The 19,203-nt window shown below is 60.4% G+C and carries 6 protein-coding genes and 1 pseudogene (1 of these 7 running past the window's edge); 4 read left to right on the top strand and 3 right to left on the bottom strand.

Annotated elements, in window-relative coordinates; all coding sequences use genetic code 11:
• Window positions 1-16: 16 nt before the first annotated feature.
• Both ACZ5VE_RS05260 and ACZ5VE_RS05255 read right to left on the bottom strand, forming a co-directional pair.
• Window positions 17-622, bottom strand: a pseudogene (locus ACZ5VE_RS05260) (FAD-dependent oxidoreductase); the annotation flags it as partial.
• A gap of 131 nt (window positions 623-753) precedes the next feature.
• Window positions 754-3,669, bottom strand: a complete 2,916-nt coding sequence (locus ACZ5VE_RS05255) for a Tn3-like element IS1071 family transposase (protein WP_003049965.1) — start codon at window positions 3,667-3,669, stop codon at window positions 754-756.
• Window positions 3,670-3,789: 120 nt separating this feature from the next.
• On the opposite strand from ACZ5VE_RS05255, the gene istB reads away from it, so the two are divergent.
• Complete coding sequence (istB, locus tag ACZ5VE_RS05250; RefSeq protein ID WP_464457442.1) at window positions 3,790-4,437, top strand: IS21-like element helper ATPase IstB; 648 nt, start codon at window positions 3,790-3,792, stop codon at window positions 4,435-4,437.
• Window positions 4,438-4,576: 139 nt separating this feature from the next.
• Here the strand turns inward: istB and ACZ5VE_RS05245 are convergent, their stop codons facing one another.
• The gene (locus ACZ5VE_RS05245) at window positions 4,577-4,759 is read right to left on the bottom strand and encodes a hypothetical protein (protein WP_464456985.1); all 183 of its coding nucleotides are present in this window, start codon (window positions 4,757-4,759) and stop codon (window positions 4,577-4,579) included.
• A gap of 468 nt (window positions 4,760-5,227) precedes the next feature.
• Between ACZ5VE_RS05245 and ACZ5VE_RS05240 the strand changes: the two genes are divergently transcribed.
• The 3 genes in view from ACZ5VE_RS05240 to ACZ5VE_RS05230 are tightly spaced (at most 59 nt apart) and all read left to right on the top strand, a layout consistent with a single transcriptional unit that may run on beyond the window.
• Window positions 5,228-6,697 carry a TolC family protein gene (locus ACZ5VE_RS05240; protein ID WP_464456984.1) on the top strand — a complete coding sequence of 490 codons (1,470 nt, stop codon included), beginning with the start codon at window positions 5,228-5,230 and terminating at the stop codon, window positions 6,695-6,697.
• Window positions 6,684-7,442 (top strand): efflux RND transporter periplasmic adaptor subunit, encoded by a 759-nt coding sequence (locus tag ACZ5VE_RS05235; RefSeq protein ID WP_464456983.1) that lies wholly within the window; start codon window positions 6,684-6,686, stop codon window positions 7,440-7,442. Before ACZ5VE_RS05240 ends, ACZ5VE_RS05235 begins: the two co-directional genes overlap by 14 nt.
• A gap of 59 nt (window positions 7,443-7,501) precedes the next feature.
• A protein-coding gene (locus tag ACZ5VE_RS05230; protein WP_464456982.1) for an Ig-like domain-containing protein crosses the window boundary here: on the top strand, window positions 7,502-19,203 show its beginning. It continues 37,057 nt past the right edge of the window; the window shows 11,702 of its 48,759 coding nt (coding positions 1-11,702); its start codon is at window positions 7,502-7,504; its stop codon lies beyond the right edge, outside the window.

The raw sequence follows: 19,203 nt of genomic DNA, 5'->3' as shown, positions 1-19,203 counted from the left end.
TAGCTTGGCTGCGGACTTACTTGCGCGCAGGCGGCACATCCGTGCAGCTGCCATGCGCCACTTCCGCCGCCATGCCAATGGATTCGCCAAGGGTTGGATGCGGGTGGATGGTCTTGCCGATGTCCACTGCGTCGGCACCCATCTCGATAGCCAGCGCGATCTCTCCGATCATGTCGCCCGCGTGGGTGCCGACCATGCCACCGCCCAAGATCTTGCCGTGGCCCCGGCCAGCATGGCCGTCTCCTGATCCTGCTTCGGGGCTGTCGTCGAACAGCAGCTTGGTGAAGCCTTCGTCGCGCCCGTTGGCAATGGCACGGCCGGAGGCGGCCCAGGGGAACAGGCCCTTCTTGACCTTGATGCCCTGCTGCTTGGCCTGGTCTTCGGTCAGGCCCACCCAGGCCACTTCGGGGTCGGTGTAGGCCACGCTGGGGATCACGCGGGCGTTGAAGGCGGCGCTGGCCAGTTCCTTGTTGCCCTGCAATTCGCCGGCGATCACTTCCGCCGCCACATGCGCCTCGTGCACCGCCTTGTGCGCCAGCATGGGCTGGCCCACGATGTCGCCGATGGCGAAGATGTGCGGCACATTGGTGCGCATCTGGATGTCCACGTTGGGGTCTCCTCGTTTTCAGTGCAATAAGTGACGGTACGAAAAGCTAGCACTGGCGCGGAGGTGGTGTTGGTAGATCGTTGATTTCATTGACTTTCCTGTTCACTTTCAAATCTGCGATTCGTGGCGTCAAACCGTGGTCGGTTTCATCCATTGGTGCCAGTTATCGATGCATTTGGCCGCGAAGGCAGGATTTGGTCAGCATAGCGGTCAACCGGGAAGCGAAACACACCCCGCAAGTTGATGCTCTCCAGCCTGGTGGGCGCAATCTTCCCGATCAGTTCCGGTGGAATGACCTGGCGGCGGTTCGACCAGCGATCCAGGACCGCCTGCATCTGTGAGGTATTCCACGCCATCACGATGTTGGCCATCAGGCTCAACGCATCGGCCACAGCCTGCATTTCATCGACACGTTTGGCCTGCGCCGGGCTGATCCGGCCGGTATAAATGGCGCGCTTGAGGGCGTTAACAGCCTCGCCCCGATTGAGCACCCGGCGCAACTCGTTCCTGAAAGCGTCCTTGACAAAGTAGTCAGCCAAAAACGCCGTACGCAGCAACCGCCCCAATTGCACGCCAGCCTCATAGATTGGATCGCCCTGGGCGGCAGAACCGAACCGCGCAAGAGCTGCCACCGCACTGGCATGTCCGCTCATGACCGAGGCTGCCAGGTGCACCAGACTATCCCAATGCTTTTCGATCAAAGCGACGTCGACATTGGCTTCGCACACCGCAGCGATTTCTGCGGGCACTTTGGTGCCGCGTGGCACAAAGAGGTGGCGCTGTTTGAGTTCCTTCAACCGCGGGCAAAGATCAAAACCAAGCAAACGGGCATGTGACATGGCAAAGTCGGTGTAGCCATGGGTATCCACAGCAAGCTGGCTGGTCTCCAGCTTTTCTTGGCGGATGACACCTTCAATGGCCACGCCCGCCTGGCGCTCATTGAGCACAAAGGGCTGCGCATGGAAGATGCCCCACCGGTCTTTTACATGGGAGTAGATTCCAATGGAAGGTGTGTTGCGCCGAGGATCAAGCCGGGCTTGCCACACCCGTTTGGTGGTCTCCATGCTCATCATGTCAGAAGATGCCAAATCGGACCGCCCCCAGGTGGCGGCAATCGGGTGTCGCTGCATGAATTCCAGCACAGCCTGGCAGGCCTGGCTCAGACGCCGTTCGTCCCGCGCCCAGCGCATGGCCTGGCGAATGCTGGTGGCAGACAATTGCGGAATCATGCGCGCGCATTCGACCGCAGTCAGACTGGTGCCGTGGGCCATGATGCCGGCATAGACCATCAGCAGCTCGTCGGTAGAGCGCGGCTCACGTCCGAGCATGATCCAGCTAAAGCGCACCTGGGCGTCAACGGCCAGAATCACTTCCGGCAATTGAACCTCACCGATGCGGTGATCCAAAGCCGCGCGCAGCTTGGTCACTTCTGGGTCTTCGTCCTCTGCGGGCAATGGCGACAAATGGAGTTCATCATCCACGCGCAGTACGCCACTGCGGGCTGCAGCGGCCACCGCATCGACACCGGCAGTTACTCTGGCCAGCAAAGGCTTCAAGAAAGTGGCAGCCTTGCTGGGTAACGATAGACGGGCATAGTGTTTCTTGGACTCTGCCTGCCAACGCTCGTCCGTGAAGAACAAGCGCGCACGACCCCGAAAGCTCAGGCTGTGCTCAATCCAGACCGAGCCATTGCGCACCGCGCGGCGCAGGGCAAACAGGGTGGCCACCTCCAACGCCTGAAACGCCCGTTCCCGGTCTGGGCTGGAGATCGAAACCTGCCAGATCATTCCCAGACTTGGTGCCACCACTTCAACTGGCAGCTTTCTGGATCCTTTGAGATATAAAGCTTGCAGCTTGGCAAGGTACTCGATGGCAGGATGCTCGCCGGTGGCCTGCCAGGGCAGCTTTGCAATGGCGACGAGCAACGACCGCACGGGGCGAATTCCATCAATCAATCCCTCGCGGACCAGGGAGGCCCTGCTCGGTGGTTTGCGTTTCTGGGTTTCGGTGATCAAGGCTTCAAGACGGGCACGCAACTCAGCATCTGGCACCGCACCTTGCGCGCTCAAGGCAACAAGTTCGCCGAGCAGCGTTTTGTACATTGCGGCCCAATTGACGGTAGCGGGGACATCGGCGGCAGCCTGACGCCACAGATCGGCGATCCGGCGCTGCACCATAAGGATCAACTGGTCTGTGGTGGTGAACAGGCAATACCGAAGAAAGCATGCGACCTCCACGGTGCGCGCTGGCTCTTTGATCTTGGCTCCGGCTGAGGGCGGCCTGGAGACAAGTCGGCGCGCGTAGCGGCGCAAGATGAGATCGGGGATGTCTGCCAGGTGCTTATGAACGTCCAGCGTGTAAAGCAGGTCGATGCGCTCCAGTACCTCGCTGATTTGGCGGGTTGAGTGTTTCGCCGGTGCAGCCCATAGCCAACTCTGCTGGGTTTGTCCATCTGGGCGCAGCTCTGAAACTGAGGCTCGCCAGCGATCAAGTGTTGCTGGATCAACGCTGGCGGCGATGGCGGTGCCTGTTTCAACTTCAAGCTGGGCAAGTGCCGCCGCAATCAGTGTCCGAATTGCCCGCTCGTGCACGATCACCAGCTTGTTCTTGTACAGCCATTGACGCGCCCGCACGAGTAGCTGATCGCGGTCGGCGCAGCGCGCCACTTCGTCGCGCAGTTCACGTACCAGTGAGCGGCGCTGGTGCTCGCTCATCCACTGGAATCCAAGGACCGTGCAGGCTACTTGTTGGTGATCGAATAGCGTGCGCCCGCGTTCATACATGGCTCTCAGCGAGGCGACTTCTGGTGCTGCAATGCCAAGCTCGTTGCCAAGGTGGCGCCACAAGGCTACTGGAATTACCCGAAAGGCACCGAGCAAACGCCCACTCATGCGCAGGAAACCAATATGGAGCGCCAGACCAAGCTTGTGGGAATCACCTCGGCGTGCATTGATTGCGTCGCGCTCGGCACCATCGAAGGTGAAAAATGCCTTCATCTCGAAGTCGCTGATATCGCGGGGGAGCCCACGCATCCCCAAAAACGTTGTGTGCCAACCCTGCATCGTGAACCTCAAAAGTGGGAGGCCACCATACCCGTTTACAAAGCGAACAGGAAAGTCAATGAAATCAACGGTCTACCCAGACCACCCCCGCGCCAGTGCTAGCTTTGCGTACCGTCACTTATTGCACTGAAAACGAGGAGACCCCTTGTTGATCACGAGGCATCCGAGCGAGAGGGCCGAAAGTTGAAGCGTTTGATCCGAGGCGCAGGGATGCCTGAATTGGCTTCATTTGAGGATGTGGAATACAAGGTAAACCGTGGACTAGACAAGGCACAGTTGGCATCTTTGGCAAGCTGTGATTGGATAAGGCGTCAGCAAAATCTGATCATCCAAGGCGCTACGGGTGTTGGTAAGACGTGGCTTGCGTGTGCATTTGGCCAGCAGGCGTGCAGGCTAAAAATGCCAGTCCTGTTCTATCGCGCCAGTGATCTTTATGGGGCAATCACAGAGTCATTGCTTGATGGCTCATTGCCCGCTCTGAAGCTGTCATTGAGCAAACCAAGTATGTTGATACTTGACGATCTGGGTTTGGGTGAGATGAATCAACATGCGTCGCAGTTCTTGCTTGATGTGATTGATCGGCGAATGCGCACAGGATCATTGCTCATTACAACGCAATACCCAACTGACCAATGGCATGGGTTTTTTCCTGATCCCACGTTGGCTGATGCGATATTGGATCGCGTGGTGCATCAATCGCATCGGTTATCTCTGAAAGGGGAGTCCATGCGAAAAACAATGGCTCGCAAAAAAATGCAATCCAGCTGATAGTCTGAGTAGTCAGATTGACCATGTCAGTCTGACTACTATCTGGTCAAATCGCCATACTTTTTTCTTTGGTCAACTTGCTGGACTGAGTGGTCAGCTTTGACTGGAATTGATGGTCACGAGGGATTGGAGCGGATGGTCAATAGGTTCTGGAATACGCAAAAACGGCAGGAAAGATATCGATGGACTGCTGCAAGAAGGCTTGCGCGCTGTCGTAGCCCTCAATGCTGTAACCCAGCTGCCGCAGCAAATCGGTCAAATAAAAGCGGATATCGGGGTTGTCGTCGACAACGTAGACATGACCGCAGGTCGAGGGGTTCATTGACACAACACAAAATTATCAGAGTTGTTGATATTAGGTTTTCATACCCCGTATGGATACCCCCTTTTGGGGATGTCGAAACCACTGACGACGAGGCCTTTCAGTCAATGCCTCTGCGAGAACAGGTACAAGGCCCTGCGCACGCTATCGTCTTTCAAGTCACCGTCGTCAATGACTTGAAGGCACTGAACCCAGCATCTGACTGGCCCAATATGGCATTTGACAGGTACTGCCAAAAATCATAAATGAAAACATTAATATTCATTATATCACGGAGAAAACCCTCGTTTTTCCCCAATTAGGTATATACATCTTAAGCCACATTTGTAAAACTTTCGATACTTTTGTTTAAGCTGAAATTATTGAATTTTCAATGCCAATTTGAACCATTAATAATTACAGCAAATAAAACAACAAAACCAATAACGATTTAAGTTGCTTGTGCAGAGGTGAAGCGTGAAAAGAAAAATGGGACGATTCCTGCTGGTGTTACCGGGCTTGCTGGTGGGGTGCGCGCAACTCACGCCTGAGCAACCGCTGCTGGCACCAACACGCAACAGTTGGCAACAAGAACTGGCACAAATGCAGATTGAGCCCATCCAGGGCAGCTTGTCTTTGGACGAAGCCATTGCACGCGGCCTGAAGTACAACCTGGACCGCCGCGCCAAACAACTCGAACTTGAGATTTCTTCGGGTCAATTTGAATCTGCCCTGCAGGACATGCTGCCCAAAGCGCGTGCCCAAATTGAACGCAGCAACCGCAGCGAAGAACGCGTGACGCGCAACTCCAACGGCACAGCAAGCAACGCAACCTCCGACCGCAACCACAATGTTCACGAGCTGGGAGCCTCCTGGAATTTGTTGGAATTTGGCGTCGGCTATTACAGCGCCAAACAAGCCCGAGAACGTGTGCAGATTGCCAACGAACGTCGGCGCAAACTGGTCCATACCCTGATTCAGGATGTTCGCAGTGCTTACTGGCGGGCCGCATGCGCCCAAGCCATGCGCCAGGAACTGAAAAACACCATTGCCCAAGCAGAAGACGCGCTCGAGGACTCCCGCAAAGTGGAAAGCGAGCGGGTCCGGGCACCCACAGAGTCTTTGACTTACCAAAAACAATTGCTCGAGAGCCTGCGCACGCTGGAGTTGATCGACCAGGACCTGGCACCGGCACAGGTGGAATTGGCGACCTTGATCAATGCGCCTGCCGGACAGCCACTGACGTTGGATGCCAAGTGGCCTGAATTGCGCGCGCAAATGAACACGCCAATAGAGAGCCTGGAAAGCATGGCCCTCGAACGCAATGCCGATCTGCGCGAAGTGCAACACCAAAGCCGCATTGCACGCGACGAGACACGCAAAGTGCTGGCGCGCATGTTCCCAAGCCTGAACTTCAACATCTCGGCCAAATACGACACCGACAGCTACCAAGTGCACAAGGGCTGGGACGATGCCAGTTTGCAACTGTCTTTCAACCTGATGAACCTGTTCACCGGTCCGGCCCAAATGCGCCTAGCCGATGCCGGTGTGGCACTGGCCGATCAGCGTCGCATGGTCATGCAAATGGCGGTGATGACCCAAGTTCACTTGGGACGACTGAACTGGCTGAACGCCCAAAAACAATCCCAAAGGGCTGACCAAATCTGGTCGGTCGATGACCGTTTGGCCAAACTCGCCTCTGCGCGTGAAAAAGCCCTGATGCGGGGTCGCCTGGAAACGGTCAATGCCCAAGCCAGCGCGCTACTCAGCCAATTCAGGCGTTACCAGTCCGTCGCCCAAATTCAGGTGGCAGAAAGCCGTCTGCGTGCCGTGATCGGGGTGGAATTTGACGATGCGGGCGTTGACCGCTTGCCGCTCAAAGACATCATCGACAAGGTCAGCCAGGCACCGTCATTGAGTGAACTCAAAACACCGGAAGTCAACCATGCGACACGCTGATGCCATTTTGCGAGATCGTTTTTTCGGTCTGGCTTTGCTGCTGATGATGGCGTGCGGGCATGCGCAAACACCCGTCACATCGGGCATGGATCGGCAAGAAATTCGCGCGCAGCTTCGGCCTGTGCGCTACACCACGCTGTCGGCAGAGATTGGTGCTGTGGTGCAAAGCATGCTGGTCAAAGAGGGGCATCGCTTTTCTGCAGGCACCCCCTTGGTCAAGCTCGACTGTGGTTTGCACGAAGCCCAGCGCGCCAAATCGGTCGCCGAACTGGCGGGAGCCCAGCGCAGCCTGGAAGCCAATCAACGCCTAGCCGAGCTGAACGCGGCCGGTCTGATGGAGCTGGATTTGGCCAAAAACGCGGTGGAAAAATCACAAGCCGAACTGCGCATCAGCGAAACCCAGCTGTCCAAATGCGAAATCAAAGCGCCGTTTGCAGGCATCGTGGCAGAGCAACGCATCCGCGAACAGCAATATGTGCAGCCCGGAACTCCGTTGGTGGATGTGCTGGACGACTCGGGTTATGAACTGGAATTTTTAGCCCCCTCCACTTGGCTGTCGCGCTTGCGCGTGGGCATGGTGGTGCGCATCAACATCGACGAAGTGCGTCGAAATGGCATCGCACGCATTGTGCGCATCAGCCCCCGGATTGACCCCGTGAGTCAGTCCATCAAGGTCACCGCCAACCTTGAAGGCCCGATGGCCGATCTCAAGGCAGGCATGAGTGGCCGCCTTCAAATGCCCTGATCAATGAATAACAAAGGCCGGTGTCGGCCTTTGCACCCTGAACAAACCGGATGAGCCGCATGGTCCAGAAAAAAAACACCCCCGTCAGTTTGTCCAATGCGCCAGAGCAGACAAATCCCACCACAGAGGCCACGGTCAAGCCGCAGCGCAAACGCAAAGTGCGTCAAGCGGCCGAGATGCTTGTGCTGGAACAGCGGATGATGTTCGACGGCGCTGCGCTGTCCACCGCCGACCTGCTGAATGATCGCAACGCGACCAGCAGCACCGACCTGTTGAACCGGGAAACACAAGACCTTTTCACACCGCAGGCACTGCCGCCACAACCGGGCCGCTTGATTGTGGTCAGCGCTGCCCTGCCGCAGTCCGAGCGCATTCAGCTGGGACTGGCCAACAAAGGCGAAGTGGTGCAACTCGAGGAAGGCACCGATGCACTGACTCAAATTTCACAACTGCTGGCCAATCGCAGCCAAATCGAAGCACTGCACATCATCAGCCACGGTGAGCCTGGCACCTTGCTCCTGGGCGATTTGCGCCTGGACAACGCCACACTGCAAGCACGACAAGATGAAATTCGCAGTTGGCAACGGGCCTTGACCGACAGCGCGGACATTTTGTTGTATGGCTGCGATGTGGGTTCTGGCAACACTGGAAGCGTCTTTTTGCAAACCCTGCAAGGGTTAACCGGGGCCGACGTGGCCGCGTCCACCAATGACACCGGCAGCCGCCAACTGGGGGGCGACAGCAGCTTGGAGTTGCACTTGGGTCAGGTTGAGGCCACCACGGTATTGGACACCGAGCTGCTCGACGCCTTGGGCCTGTTGCTGGACACCACACCACCGGCCGCCGCAACCACACAAATCAGTTTCACAGGTGCGGCCATCACCGTCACGGTCAATCTGACAGAAAGCGTGGCAACCAGCACCGATCTGGCCAACTCCACACTCGCGCTGACCACGGGCGGCATGGCCCGCAGCGCCAATTTTGTGGCGGCAGACTCCGACCTCACCACCGGCAAACTGGTTTACCGCTACAGCGGCAGCGACTTCAGTCAAGGCGTGCAACTGGGACAGATCAGCCTGAACGGTGCGGTGATCCGCGACGCAGCAGGCAACGCCCTGACGCCGTCGGGTCTGAATCCCTTGCTCACACAGATCGAAGTGGGCGAAGGCCAGAGCCTGAACTTCAACGGTGGCTACACCGGCTCGGGCGACTTCATCAAAACCGGCAACGGTGAACTGGTCCTGACGGGCAACAGCACCCACACCGGCAACACCGTGGTGCGCAACGGCACACTCACCATCACCAGTGATTTGCAATTGGGCCCCGATGTGGTCTCCGCGACGGCGGGCCGCTTGGTCATCGAAGATGGCGGCAAACTCAAGATCAACGCCACCCTCACACTGGATGCCGAACGCGGCATCCGCGTCAGCGGCCAGGGCACGATCGAAGTGGCCAGCGGTTTCACCGCCACCTACAACGGCGCCATCAGCGGCGCCAACGTCAGCAGCGGCCTGGTCAAGACCGGTGCAGGCACACTGTTGCTGGGCGGCGCCCACAGCTATGCGGGCAACACCGACATCCAGGCCGGTGTACTCGCCGTCAGCGGCAGTCTGGCCGATGCCACCGCCGTCAAAGTGGCGCAAGGTGCGACCTACCAACTCAATGTAAGTGACACCGTGGCCTCGATTGACGGCGCGGGCAGCGTCACCAGCGGCGCACTCACAGGCGTGACCGCGACCCTGACGGTGAGCGGCAACACAGCAGCGTTCAGCGGCGTCATCAGCGATGGCACTGCAGGTGGCAAGCTGGCCTTGACCAAAACCGGCTCAGGCACCCTGACCCTGAGTGGCTTGAACACCTACACGGGTGCCACCAGTGTCAATGCCGGCATCCTGATGCTGAGCGAAGGCGGCTACCGCACCCCCTCATTCGCCATCGCCACAGGCGCTGTGCTTCAACTGCACACCGATAGCCGTCTGGATTACGGCACCACCAGCTTCAGCGGCAACGGCGTTTTGCGCAAGACAGGCGCAGGCACTGTGTTTTGGGGCGTGGGGGCCGCCACATTTGCCATGGGCATCGGCAGTCTGATCGATGTTCAAGGGGGCGAGTTTGTCGGTGGCTCATCGGCCAACGAAAACTGGACCAACAACCTGTCGAGCCTCAATGTGGCTGCCAATGCCGTGTTCAATACCGTCGAAGCCGATGTCCGGGTCGATGCCCTGACGGGCAACGGTTTGGTGCAGATGGGCTTTGCGGGTTATGCCAATTCGGGCCTCACCGTGGGCGTGAACAATTTCTTGGCAGGCCCTGGCAACAGCGCGGGCAGCGCCACCTTCAGCGGCACCATCGGTGGCATAGGGCGACTGGTCAAGGTCGGCACAGGCACGTTCACGCTGTCTGGCAACAACACCTACACAGGCCCGACCACCTTGCAAACCGGTGTCTTGCGCATGGGCGTCGACCAGGCCTACAGCGCCAACTCGGCACTGACCATCAACCCCGGTGCGACGTTTGACCTGAATGGCAAACGCCAAAGCCTGTTGTCAGTCATCCAAGGCACGGGCACAGGCAGCGCCACCTTGGCCTTGGGCACGGGGGGGTTGCTGGAAATCAACGGCAACAACTTGACGTTTGCAGGCGTCATCAGCGGCGACGGCGGTCTGCGCAAAGTGGGTGCCACCACACTCACGCTCACAGGTGCCAGCACCTACACCGGCGAAACCCTCATTGCCCAAGGCACACTGACCCTGGCCGCGAACAATGCTTTAGGACCTGACACGCGCAATGGCGTTGCGGCCGTCAACACGGCAGTGACCATCGGCGAGTCGGGTACCCTGAGCTTGAACAACTTCAACCAACGCATTGGGTCCTTGGCCGGGGCAGGAACCTTGACGCTGGGCACAGCCATGTTGCGCACGGGCGGCAACAACACCAACACCACATTCAGCGGTGTTTTCTCGACCACCGGCACCGGCACACTGGGCACAGCGGGCAACGGTCACTTGGTCAAGGAAGGCACTGGCACGTTCACCTTGAGCGGTGCCACCAGCAACACCACGGGCCGCGCCGTGGCTAACGCCGGCACGCTTGTGCTGGACAAAGCCGCTGGCCTTGCCGACGTCTATGCCCTGTCGGCCTCGGCCAGTGTGGTGTCTTTGCAAATCAATGCAGGGGCAACCGTTCGCATCGCAGGCGCAGGCACGTCTCAAATCGGCACCATATCGAATGTGGAGCTCAACACGGGCGGCACCCTGGACCTGAATGGTCAAAGCCTGACCGTCAACGCCCTGACCGGCAGCGGCAGCGTGACCAACGCGCTGGCTGGCTCCAGCAGCACCTTGACACTGGGCAACGGCGGCACTACGGCCTTTACGTTTGCAGGCACCTTGTCCGACGGCACGGCCAACGGTAGCACACCCGGCGGCACACTGGGCATAACCAAGGTGGGCTCCGGCACCCTCATTTTGTCGGCCGTTCAGGCCTACAGCGGAGACACCACGGTCACCGGTGGCATTCTTCAATTGAGCATGGCCAACCAGCTGTCCCCCAGCACCACGCTCAATGTGAACGCGGGCGCCAAGCTGGTGCTCGGCGGCTTCAACCAACGCGTGGGCGGTCTTGCCAGCGCCTCTGCGGGCACCCTTGAACTGGGCACGGCCACACTGGATGTGGGCGGCAACAACGCCAGCACCACGTTCAGTGGCGCGATCACCGGCACCGGCGGGCTGGTCAAGCGTGGCAGCGGCACCTTGAGTTTGACGGGCGTCAACACCTTCACCGGCGGCACCAGCATCAACAGCGGCAACCTGGCCATCGGTTCCGGCAGCACCGCCACCATGCTCGCCACCACCTCGGTCAACGTGGCCGCGGGGGCTTCGCTGGTTTTCAACACCAGCAGCAGCCTGACTGTGGGCGATGGCCTGATCACCGGCAGTGGCCAATGGGTGCAACGCGGCACGGGCACATTGACCTTCAATGGTGGCAACACCCACAGCGGCGGGGCCGTGCTCGAAAACGGCACCGTCTTGCTGGCCAACGCAGCGGCCAGCGCCGCCATGGGCACAGGCACCATCACGGTCAGTGGCAACAGCACTTTGAAAACCGTGGCCAGCGCCACCGTGATTCAGCGCACCATCGCCAACAATTTCACCGTCCAAAGCGGCACGACCTTGTCATTGGACGCCAGCAGTGCCAACGGCACGCTGGGCCTGAGTGGTGCCATCACAGGCAACGGCCACCTGGTCATCACCAGCGCCAGCACCACCGCTGTCACCTTGACCGGGGGTGTGAACATCACGGGCACCACCACCGTGGTCGCCTCCAGCGTTTTGCAAATCGGCAATGGTGCCACCACCGGCAGTTTGTCCACCGCATCGGTCAGCCTGGCTTCGGGCGCGATCTTGCGCTTCAACCGCAGCGATGCCAGCAACTTCAACGCCCCCGTATCCGGCGCAGGCGCCTTCGAAAAGAATGGCGCAGGCGCGCTGACCATGGCAGGCAACACCGCCCACAGCTACACCGGCACCACCACTGTCAACGGCGGCAGCCTGATCACAGGTTCCGCACAAATCCTGTCGGTCACCAGCAACTACACCCTGAATGCGGGCGCCACACTGGACACCAACGGCCAGTCTCAAACACTGGGCTCGATCGCAGGCAGCGGCACACTGCAAACCGGCGCCAGCGCCCAAGCCGTCATCACGGTCGGCAACAGCACGAACACCACGTTTTCTGGCAGCATTTTGGGCAGCGGCAACCTGAGCAAAAATGGCACCGGCATTCTGACCTTGTCGGGTTTGAACACCTACAGCGGTGAGACCCGCATCAACGTGGGGGGGCTGACACTGTCCGGCAGCAACCGCTTGTCGGACCAAACCGCACTGAGTGTGGCCAACGGGGCCACCTTCACCCTCGGTGGCGTCGCGCAGCGCGTGGGCTCACTGGCAGGTGCAGGTACCGTGACTTTGGGCGCGGGCACCCTCACCACTGGCAGCAACAACCTGTCGAGCCAATTCAGCGGCGTGATTCAGGGAACGGGTGGTCTGACCAAAACCGGAACGGGCAACCAGACACTGACAGGGGCCAGCACCTACACAGGGGCCACCACATTGAACGGTGGTTTGCTGGAACTCAATGGCAGCCTGGCCCTGAGCGCCATGAGCGTGAACACCGGTGCCACACTGGCCGGTTCGGGCAGCACCGATGGCAGCGTCACCGTGCTGTCGGGCGGCACACTCAGCCCGGGCCAGCGCCTGGGCACTGGCTCATTGCCAGGCCAATTGACCATCAGCAACAGCCTGACGCTGGCCGCAGGCAGCACCTTGGTGATGGACCTCGACCCCAACGGCAACAGCCTGACGGACGACCAGATTCTGGGCGCCACCAGCGTCAGCCTGGCGGGCCAACTGGTGGTCAATGGCTTGTCGAGTTTTGCCGACTTGACCGGCGGCGCCTGGCGCTTGATCAACAGCAGCGCAGCGCCCACCGGCAGTTTCAGCAGCCTCACGCTGCCCAGTGTCACCGCCGTCAGCAACGCGGCCAGCACCTTCAGCATCGTCACAAACCAAAGCCCCATGGCGGGCCAGGTGCCTGTGACCCTCAGCCTGGCCAGCAACTCGGCCACGCTGCCACAGCCCCATTCCATGTCATTGGCGGCCGCAGATGACACGGGCAGCAGCAACCGTGACGCGATCACGCGCAACGCCAGCAACCTGACGATTTCGGGTGTGGCCCAAGCCGGCAAAAAAGTCTGGCTGTTCAACGACCTCAACAACAACGGTCAAATGGACGAGGGCGAGGTGTTGGCCACCAACATCGCCACCAACACCTACGGCCTGTTCACGCTGGACATCGATCTGGGGTCGGGCACACACCGGATCATGGCCGTTCAGGTCGAAAGTGACGGCGCGCGCAGCCCCATCAGCCAGGCCCTGGTCATCACGGTCGACCTGGAATCGACCTCAAGCCCGGCTGTGGCCACGCTGGTCAATGACAATGGCTTGACCAGCGACACCGGTTTGCTGGGCGGCGACCTGATCACCAACAACACCCTCCCCACCTTCCGTTTCCAGTTGCCCACTGTGGCCAACGGCACACCCGCCGCTTATGCCGCCATGGCGGGCATGAAGTTCGAACTGCGCCGCCTCAGCCTCATTGAGGCCTCACGCGTGCTGACCCAAAGTGACATCGAGCGGGGTTATGTCGACATCGTGCCCGACACCGCGATTGGCGAGGGTTCGTACTTCCAACAATGGCGGGGCGTGATCACGGACGTGGCCGGCAACATCAGCACGACCGACAACAACTGGTCCATTCCCGTGCTGCGGATAGACACCACAGCCCCCACCATCCCCTATGGCAATCCCAACGCAGGGGCCACGCCACTGGAGCTCTTTCTCAACAGTGACTCTGGCCGCTCCAGCGCCGACAACGTCACCGCACGCAACACGGGTTTCAGTGTGCACGGCATTGGCAGCACCGACACGCGTCTGGTGGCCATCCGCCTTTACAAACCCGATGGCACCAACATCGAACTGGCGCAAGTGTCCTTCTCGGACAGTTACTACTGGACGTACACCTACACCGGCGACGCCTTGGCCGACGGCAACTACACCCTGCGTGCGCGAGCCATGGACCTGGCTGGCAATTGGTCTGCCGAAAGTGTGGCGCTGAACTTCAGCATCGACACCCAAGCCCCCGTTCGGCCGATGGCGCCCAGCTTGTCGAGCACCGACGACACAGGGTTCAGCACCAGCGACGGCATCACCAAAACCAGCACCGCCATGCTGGTCTCCGGTGTTGCCACACCTTCGGCCAACCTGCGCCTGATCGACTACGGCAACAACCCTGGAGCATCAGGCCTCAACGGCTTGGGCGAACCGGTTGACGGCCTCTGGGTGGCTTCGGTCACCGCCAACACGCTGGGGGTTTACAGCTTCAGCGGCCTCAACCTGGCGCCGGGCGTGCACTATTTGCGTGTGGTGCAAAACGATGCTGCAGGCAACTGGAGTGAGCCTGGCGCAGCCTTGCGTGTCGAGGTCGACACACAAGCCCCTGCCACGCCGACCGTGCTGTTCAGTGCAGGCAACACCCGGACACCTACCCTCTCAGGCACCTACGATGCCAACAACACAGAGCAGCTGGTGGTGCGCGTCAACAACCAGGTCTACGCCGTCAACGCGGGCACCTCGGTCACGATCGACAGCAACGGCGCAGCCATCACGCTGTCCGGGCTGGTTCTGAACGCGGCCAACGGCACCTGGAGCTTGAGCATTCCCGTCGAACGCGAACTCAGCCCCTCACTGTCGGGCACCCTTTACACCGTCACGGTGATGGCCACCGACAAGGCCGGCAACCGCGTGCTCAGCACCACACGGGACCAATTGCTGTTGAGCAACGCTGAAACCGCCAGCGCGGGCATCCCGATTTCAACGCCCCTCAACCTGAGTGCCTACGCCAGCCAGATTGGGCAGCTCTACAGCATGACCATCACAGGTCAGGCGCAAAGGAGCTTCGCGGTTCAGGGCTCCGACCTGTACGACCTGAACACCAACCTCAGCGTGGCCGCCGTTCATGCAGGCTTTGTGGCCGTGGGCGAAACCAAAACCTTGTCGGTGATGGTCATGCCCTCGGGCAGCTCACCCGCCAGCACGCGCAATGGGGTCACTTCCACGGCCACGACGGGTGTGGGCTACAGCTTTGTGCGCAGTGAACTCACGCCCTTGAGCATGGCTTTGGCCGCATCCGGCGACAGCGCTCTGGTTGGCGACAACATCACGCGCCAGCTGGCGCCAGCGCTTCGCATCACCCTGCAAAGCGGTGTGCAGGCCGGCGACATCGTGCGCCTGGCCACAGGCAGCACTGAAATCCTGCGCCACACACTCACGGCGGCCGATCTCGTCAACCGCGGCACATCGACCTCGCCCGCTTACTGGGTAGACCTGCAAGCGCACATCCTGTTCGGTGGCAGCACTGTTTACAACACGGCCAACAACAACGCCATCAGCGCACAGGTGCTCAGGGTCAACAACGGGGCCTTCCAGGGCAGCGCCATGGCGACGCTGCAAACGCTGTCGGTGGACAATGTGGCCCCTTCAGCAGCGGCAGCACCGGTGCTGGAACGCGGAAACGACTGGGGCAACCCGCTGGTTTCGCAGGGTACGACCGACAACCGCATCAACCGTGGCAACCAATTCAGCTTGGCGGGCACCATCACCGCCAACCAAGGCACCGTGTCTGTTGAGGTCTGGGCCGGTAGCCGCCTTTTGGGCAGCACAGGCACCACAGCCGACAACCGCTGGAGCTTTTACCTGCCCGCCAATGCACCCGCACTGGCCAATGGCACCTACGACATCACCGTCATCGCCATTGACGCCGCAGGCAACCGCAGCGATGCCTCTACCGCACTGAGTTTGGTGGTGGACACGGCCATTGGCAAACCCAGCAACCTGGCCATCCTGAACAGCTACGACTCAGGCATCAAAGGCGACAACATCACGTCACGCGCGGTCGATGGGTACATGTACATCACCGGCAAGGCCGATGCCTCGGTGTACTGGGCTGGCAGCGCCTATTACTACAACACCACCATCCGGGTGTTCGACGATGTCAACAACAACGGCCTGATGGACGCCGGTGAAGAGCTGGCACTCTACACCCCCAACAACTCCCAGTGGGTGGACTGGAAAGGCAACTTTTCACTGTGCATCGACGCCAACCAATTGGCCGAAGGCACCCACCGCTTGCGGGTCATCCAGACCGATGTGGCGGGCAACGTCAGTGTGGCCAGCGACCCGCTGGTGATGCGCATTGACCGGGCTCCACAGGCCCCTCTGGGCGTGTTTTTGGCACCGGGCCAGGACGATGGCCTGTTCAGCGCCGATGGCGTGGTCAAAAATGCGCAGCCGACCTTCCGGGTCCAGCTGGCCCCCAAAGCCATGGTGGGCGACCGCATCGAGGTTTACCAGAGCGCCACGACGGCTCCGGCCTATTTGATGGGCTCAACCAGCCTGACGGCCACCGACCTGGTGCGCGGCTATGTCGACCTGCGCAGCACACAGGTGCTGACCCAAGGCCCCCTCTCGTTTTATGCCCGCGCACTGGATGCCGCAGGCAACGCCAGCGGCATGACCAGCGACCAGGCCTACCTGCGCATCGACGCCATGCCCACGCTGGTCCCAACCACGCCAAGCATCGCCTTCTTGGCTGCTGACGACACCGGCCCCAGCAACACCGATCTGGTCACCCGAAAAGCCACCGGCTGGACCGTCTCCGGCAGCAGCACCAACAACGTCAACATTGTCAGCACCGCCAGCCAGATCAACATCTATGCAGGCACCACCCTGCTCGGCTCCGTTCAGCCCGCCACACAAGGTGGCACCTGGACTTTCACATACACCGGTCCCGCTTTGGCCGAAGGGGTTTACACCATTTACGCCCGCGGTGTTCACGCCAACGGGCTGGAAGGGACGGCCTCGACGCCCTTGTTCGTTCGAATCGAAGCCGATGCCTACAACCGAAACCAGTTCTGGCTCGACAGCAGCGACGACAGCGGCCCCGTCAACAGCGATGGCATCACCAACAAGACCCAGCTGAGTTTCAGGGGCATCGCCAACCCGGGCGCCATCGTCGAAATTTTTGAAGATTTTGACAACGACGGCGTGATGGACAGCGGCGAAAAGCTGACCACCTACAACTTGAACGGCTCCACGGTCGTGGCCAACGTGACTGCGGCGGCCATCAGTGCCACCACCGATGCCACGGGGGCTTTTGCAGCGGACGTCATTTTGGGCACCGGACTGCACACCCTGCGGGCACGCCAGACCTTCATGTCCGGCGGCGTCAGCGTGACCAGCTTGCTCGGCGACCCTGTCGCCATCCGGGTTGACCTGGATTACCCCTTCACGCCCAACTATGCCCAACTGAGCAGTGTGGGCGGTCTGGAAGTGCTCAACGACGCGGGTGAATCCGTCAGCAGCAACCCCAACCCGACCCTGACCCTGACCCTGCCCGAAGGGGTTGAACTGGGCGACGAGGTGGTGCTGCTGAATGGCTCCACCGTGCTGATCCGGCAAAGCGTCACGCTGCGCGATTTGGCCAGCGCCGCCATCGAAATGCCCATCACGGCCGCATCGCGCCTGACAGACGGCACTTACAGCACACTCTCGGTGCGCCTGATCGACAAGGCAGGCAACGCCAGCCCGGATGTGCAGATGCGTTCGCTGGTGATCCGAACCACCGGCATTGCCGCGCCCACAGAATTCAAATTGCTTCCGGAAGACGACACCGGCAACAGCAACACCGACAACCGAACCAACCGCACCACCGGTTTCACGGTCACAGGCAAGGCCAGCGCCACGGCGGTGTCCGTGCGCATTTATGCCAATGGCGTGCTGTTGGGTGAGGCCTTCCCTGACAGCGACATCCCCTATGGTTTCAGCTTCACCTACACGGGCACTGCGCTCGTGCCCGGCAGTTATTTGCTGGAAGCACAGGCCACCGACGTGTTGGGTCTACCCGGTTTGATGTCGTCGGTGCGCGTCACCTTTGACGACAAACTCCCGCCGCCCAGCCGCTTGGTGGTCAACCCGCTGGACGACAGTGGAACAGACAGCAGCGATGGCATCACTAACCTGGTCAGCGGTTTGCGCATCAGCGGAACAGCCGACGCGGGTGTCACCGTCAAGATTTTTGACGATCTGAACGACAACAACCTGATCGACGATGGCGAGTTGCTCAGCACCGTGACCTCCGACGCCATCACGGGCGCATTTTCCAGCACCATCAACCTGGGCACGGGCAACCACAAACTGCGCGCCGTGGCCTTTGATACCGAAGGCAACACCAGCCTGGCCTCGGCCTCCTTGGCTTTGACGGTTGATCGCCAGCCCGTATCGGCACCGCCTGCCATCGCCTTGCTGTCCAGCTCCGACACCGGTCTGCGCAGCAACGACCGCTTGACCGCTGACAGCCAGCCGACATTCCGAATCACCCTGCCAAGCGATGCCCAGGTCGGTGACACGGTCTGGCTGACATACGCCGGTTACATGACCGACCCCAACAGCGTCTACGTGTTGGGCACCTACCTGCTCAATGCCGCCGACATCGTGGACGGTGGCCGTGGGTATGTGGACATCCAAAGCCGCCTGGTCATGGCCGACCGCGCATGGACCACCGCCAGCAGCTACTACATTGGCAGCTACATCGTGGATCTGGCGGGCAACGTCGGCACCATGAACGTGCTGCCCAGCCTGCAAATCGACACCGTCGCCCCCAACCCTGCAACTGCGCCGTTCTTGCCGCCAGCCCCTTTGCTGGAAGGCATGGACGACAGCGGCACCAGCCGCACCGATGGCATCACCGTGGTCAACAAAGGCTTCAGCCTGTATGGCTCCGTGCCTGCGGGCACACGCCGGGTGGAGTTGTTTGACGGCGACACCTCGCTTGGGTTTGCCCAAATGCTCAGCGCCACCAGCTGGACTTTCGGCTACACCGGCACCGCCTACAGCGCCACCACGCGCGTCTTCACCCTCACCGCCACCGATGAAGCCGGCAACGTCAGCCGCCGCTCCTTGCCGCTGATGGTGACTTTCGACGCCAACCCGCCTGCACGGCTGTGGGCACCCAGCATGATCGCCGCTGGCGACAGCGGTCGCCTGAACACCGACAACGTCACATCCACCCTGAGCGGTCTGGCCTTCAGCGGCTTTGCCAACCCCAATGCAGTGGTCCGCCTGTACGACGACCGCGACAACAATGG

This window comes from Limnohabitans sp. INBF003, from assembly GCF_055396645.1.
This window is presented reverse-complemented; position numbering and strand designations above follow the sequence as displayed.

Coding starts and splice junctions, on each gene's coding strand:
- ACZ5VE_RS05255 (WP_003049965.1), bottom strand. CDS start 3,669: ATGCAGGGTTGGCACACAACGTTTTTGGGGATGCGTGGGCTCCCCCGC.
- ACZ5VE_RS05245 (WP_464456985.1), bottom strand. CDS start 4,759: ATGAACCCCTCGACCTGCGGTCATGTCTACGTTGTCGACGACAACCCC.
- ACZ5VE_RS05240 (WP_464456984.1), top strand. CDS start 5,228: ATGGGACGATTCCTGCTGGTGTTACCGGGCTTGCTGGTGGGGTGCGCG.
- ACZ5VE_RS05235 (WP_464456983.1), top strand. CDS start 6,684: ATGCGACACGCTGATGCCATTTTGCGAGATCGTTTTTTCGGTCTGGCT.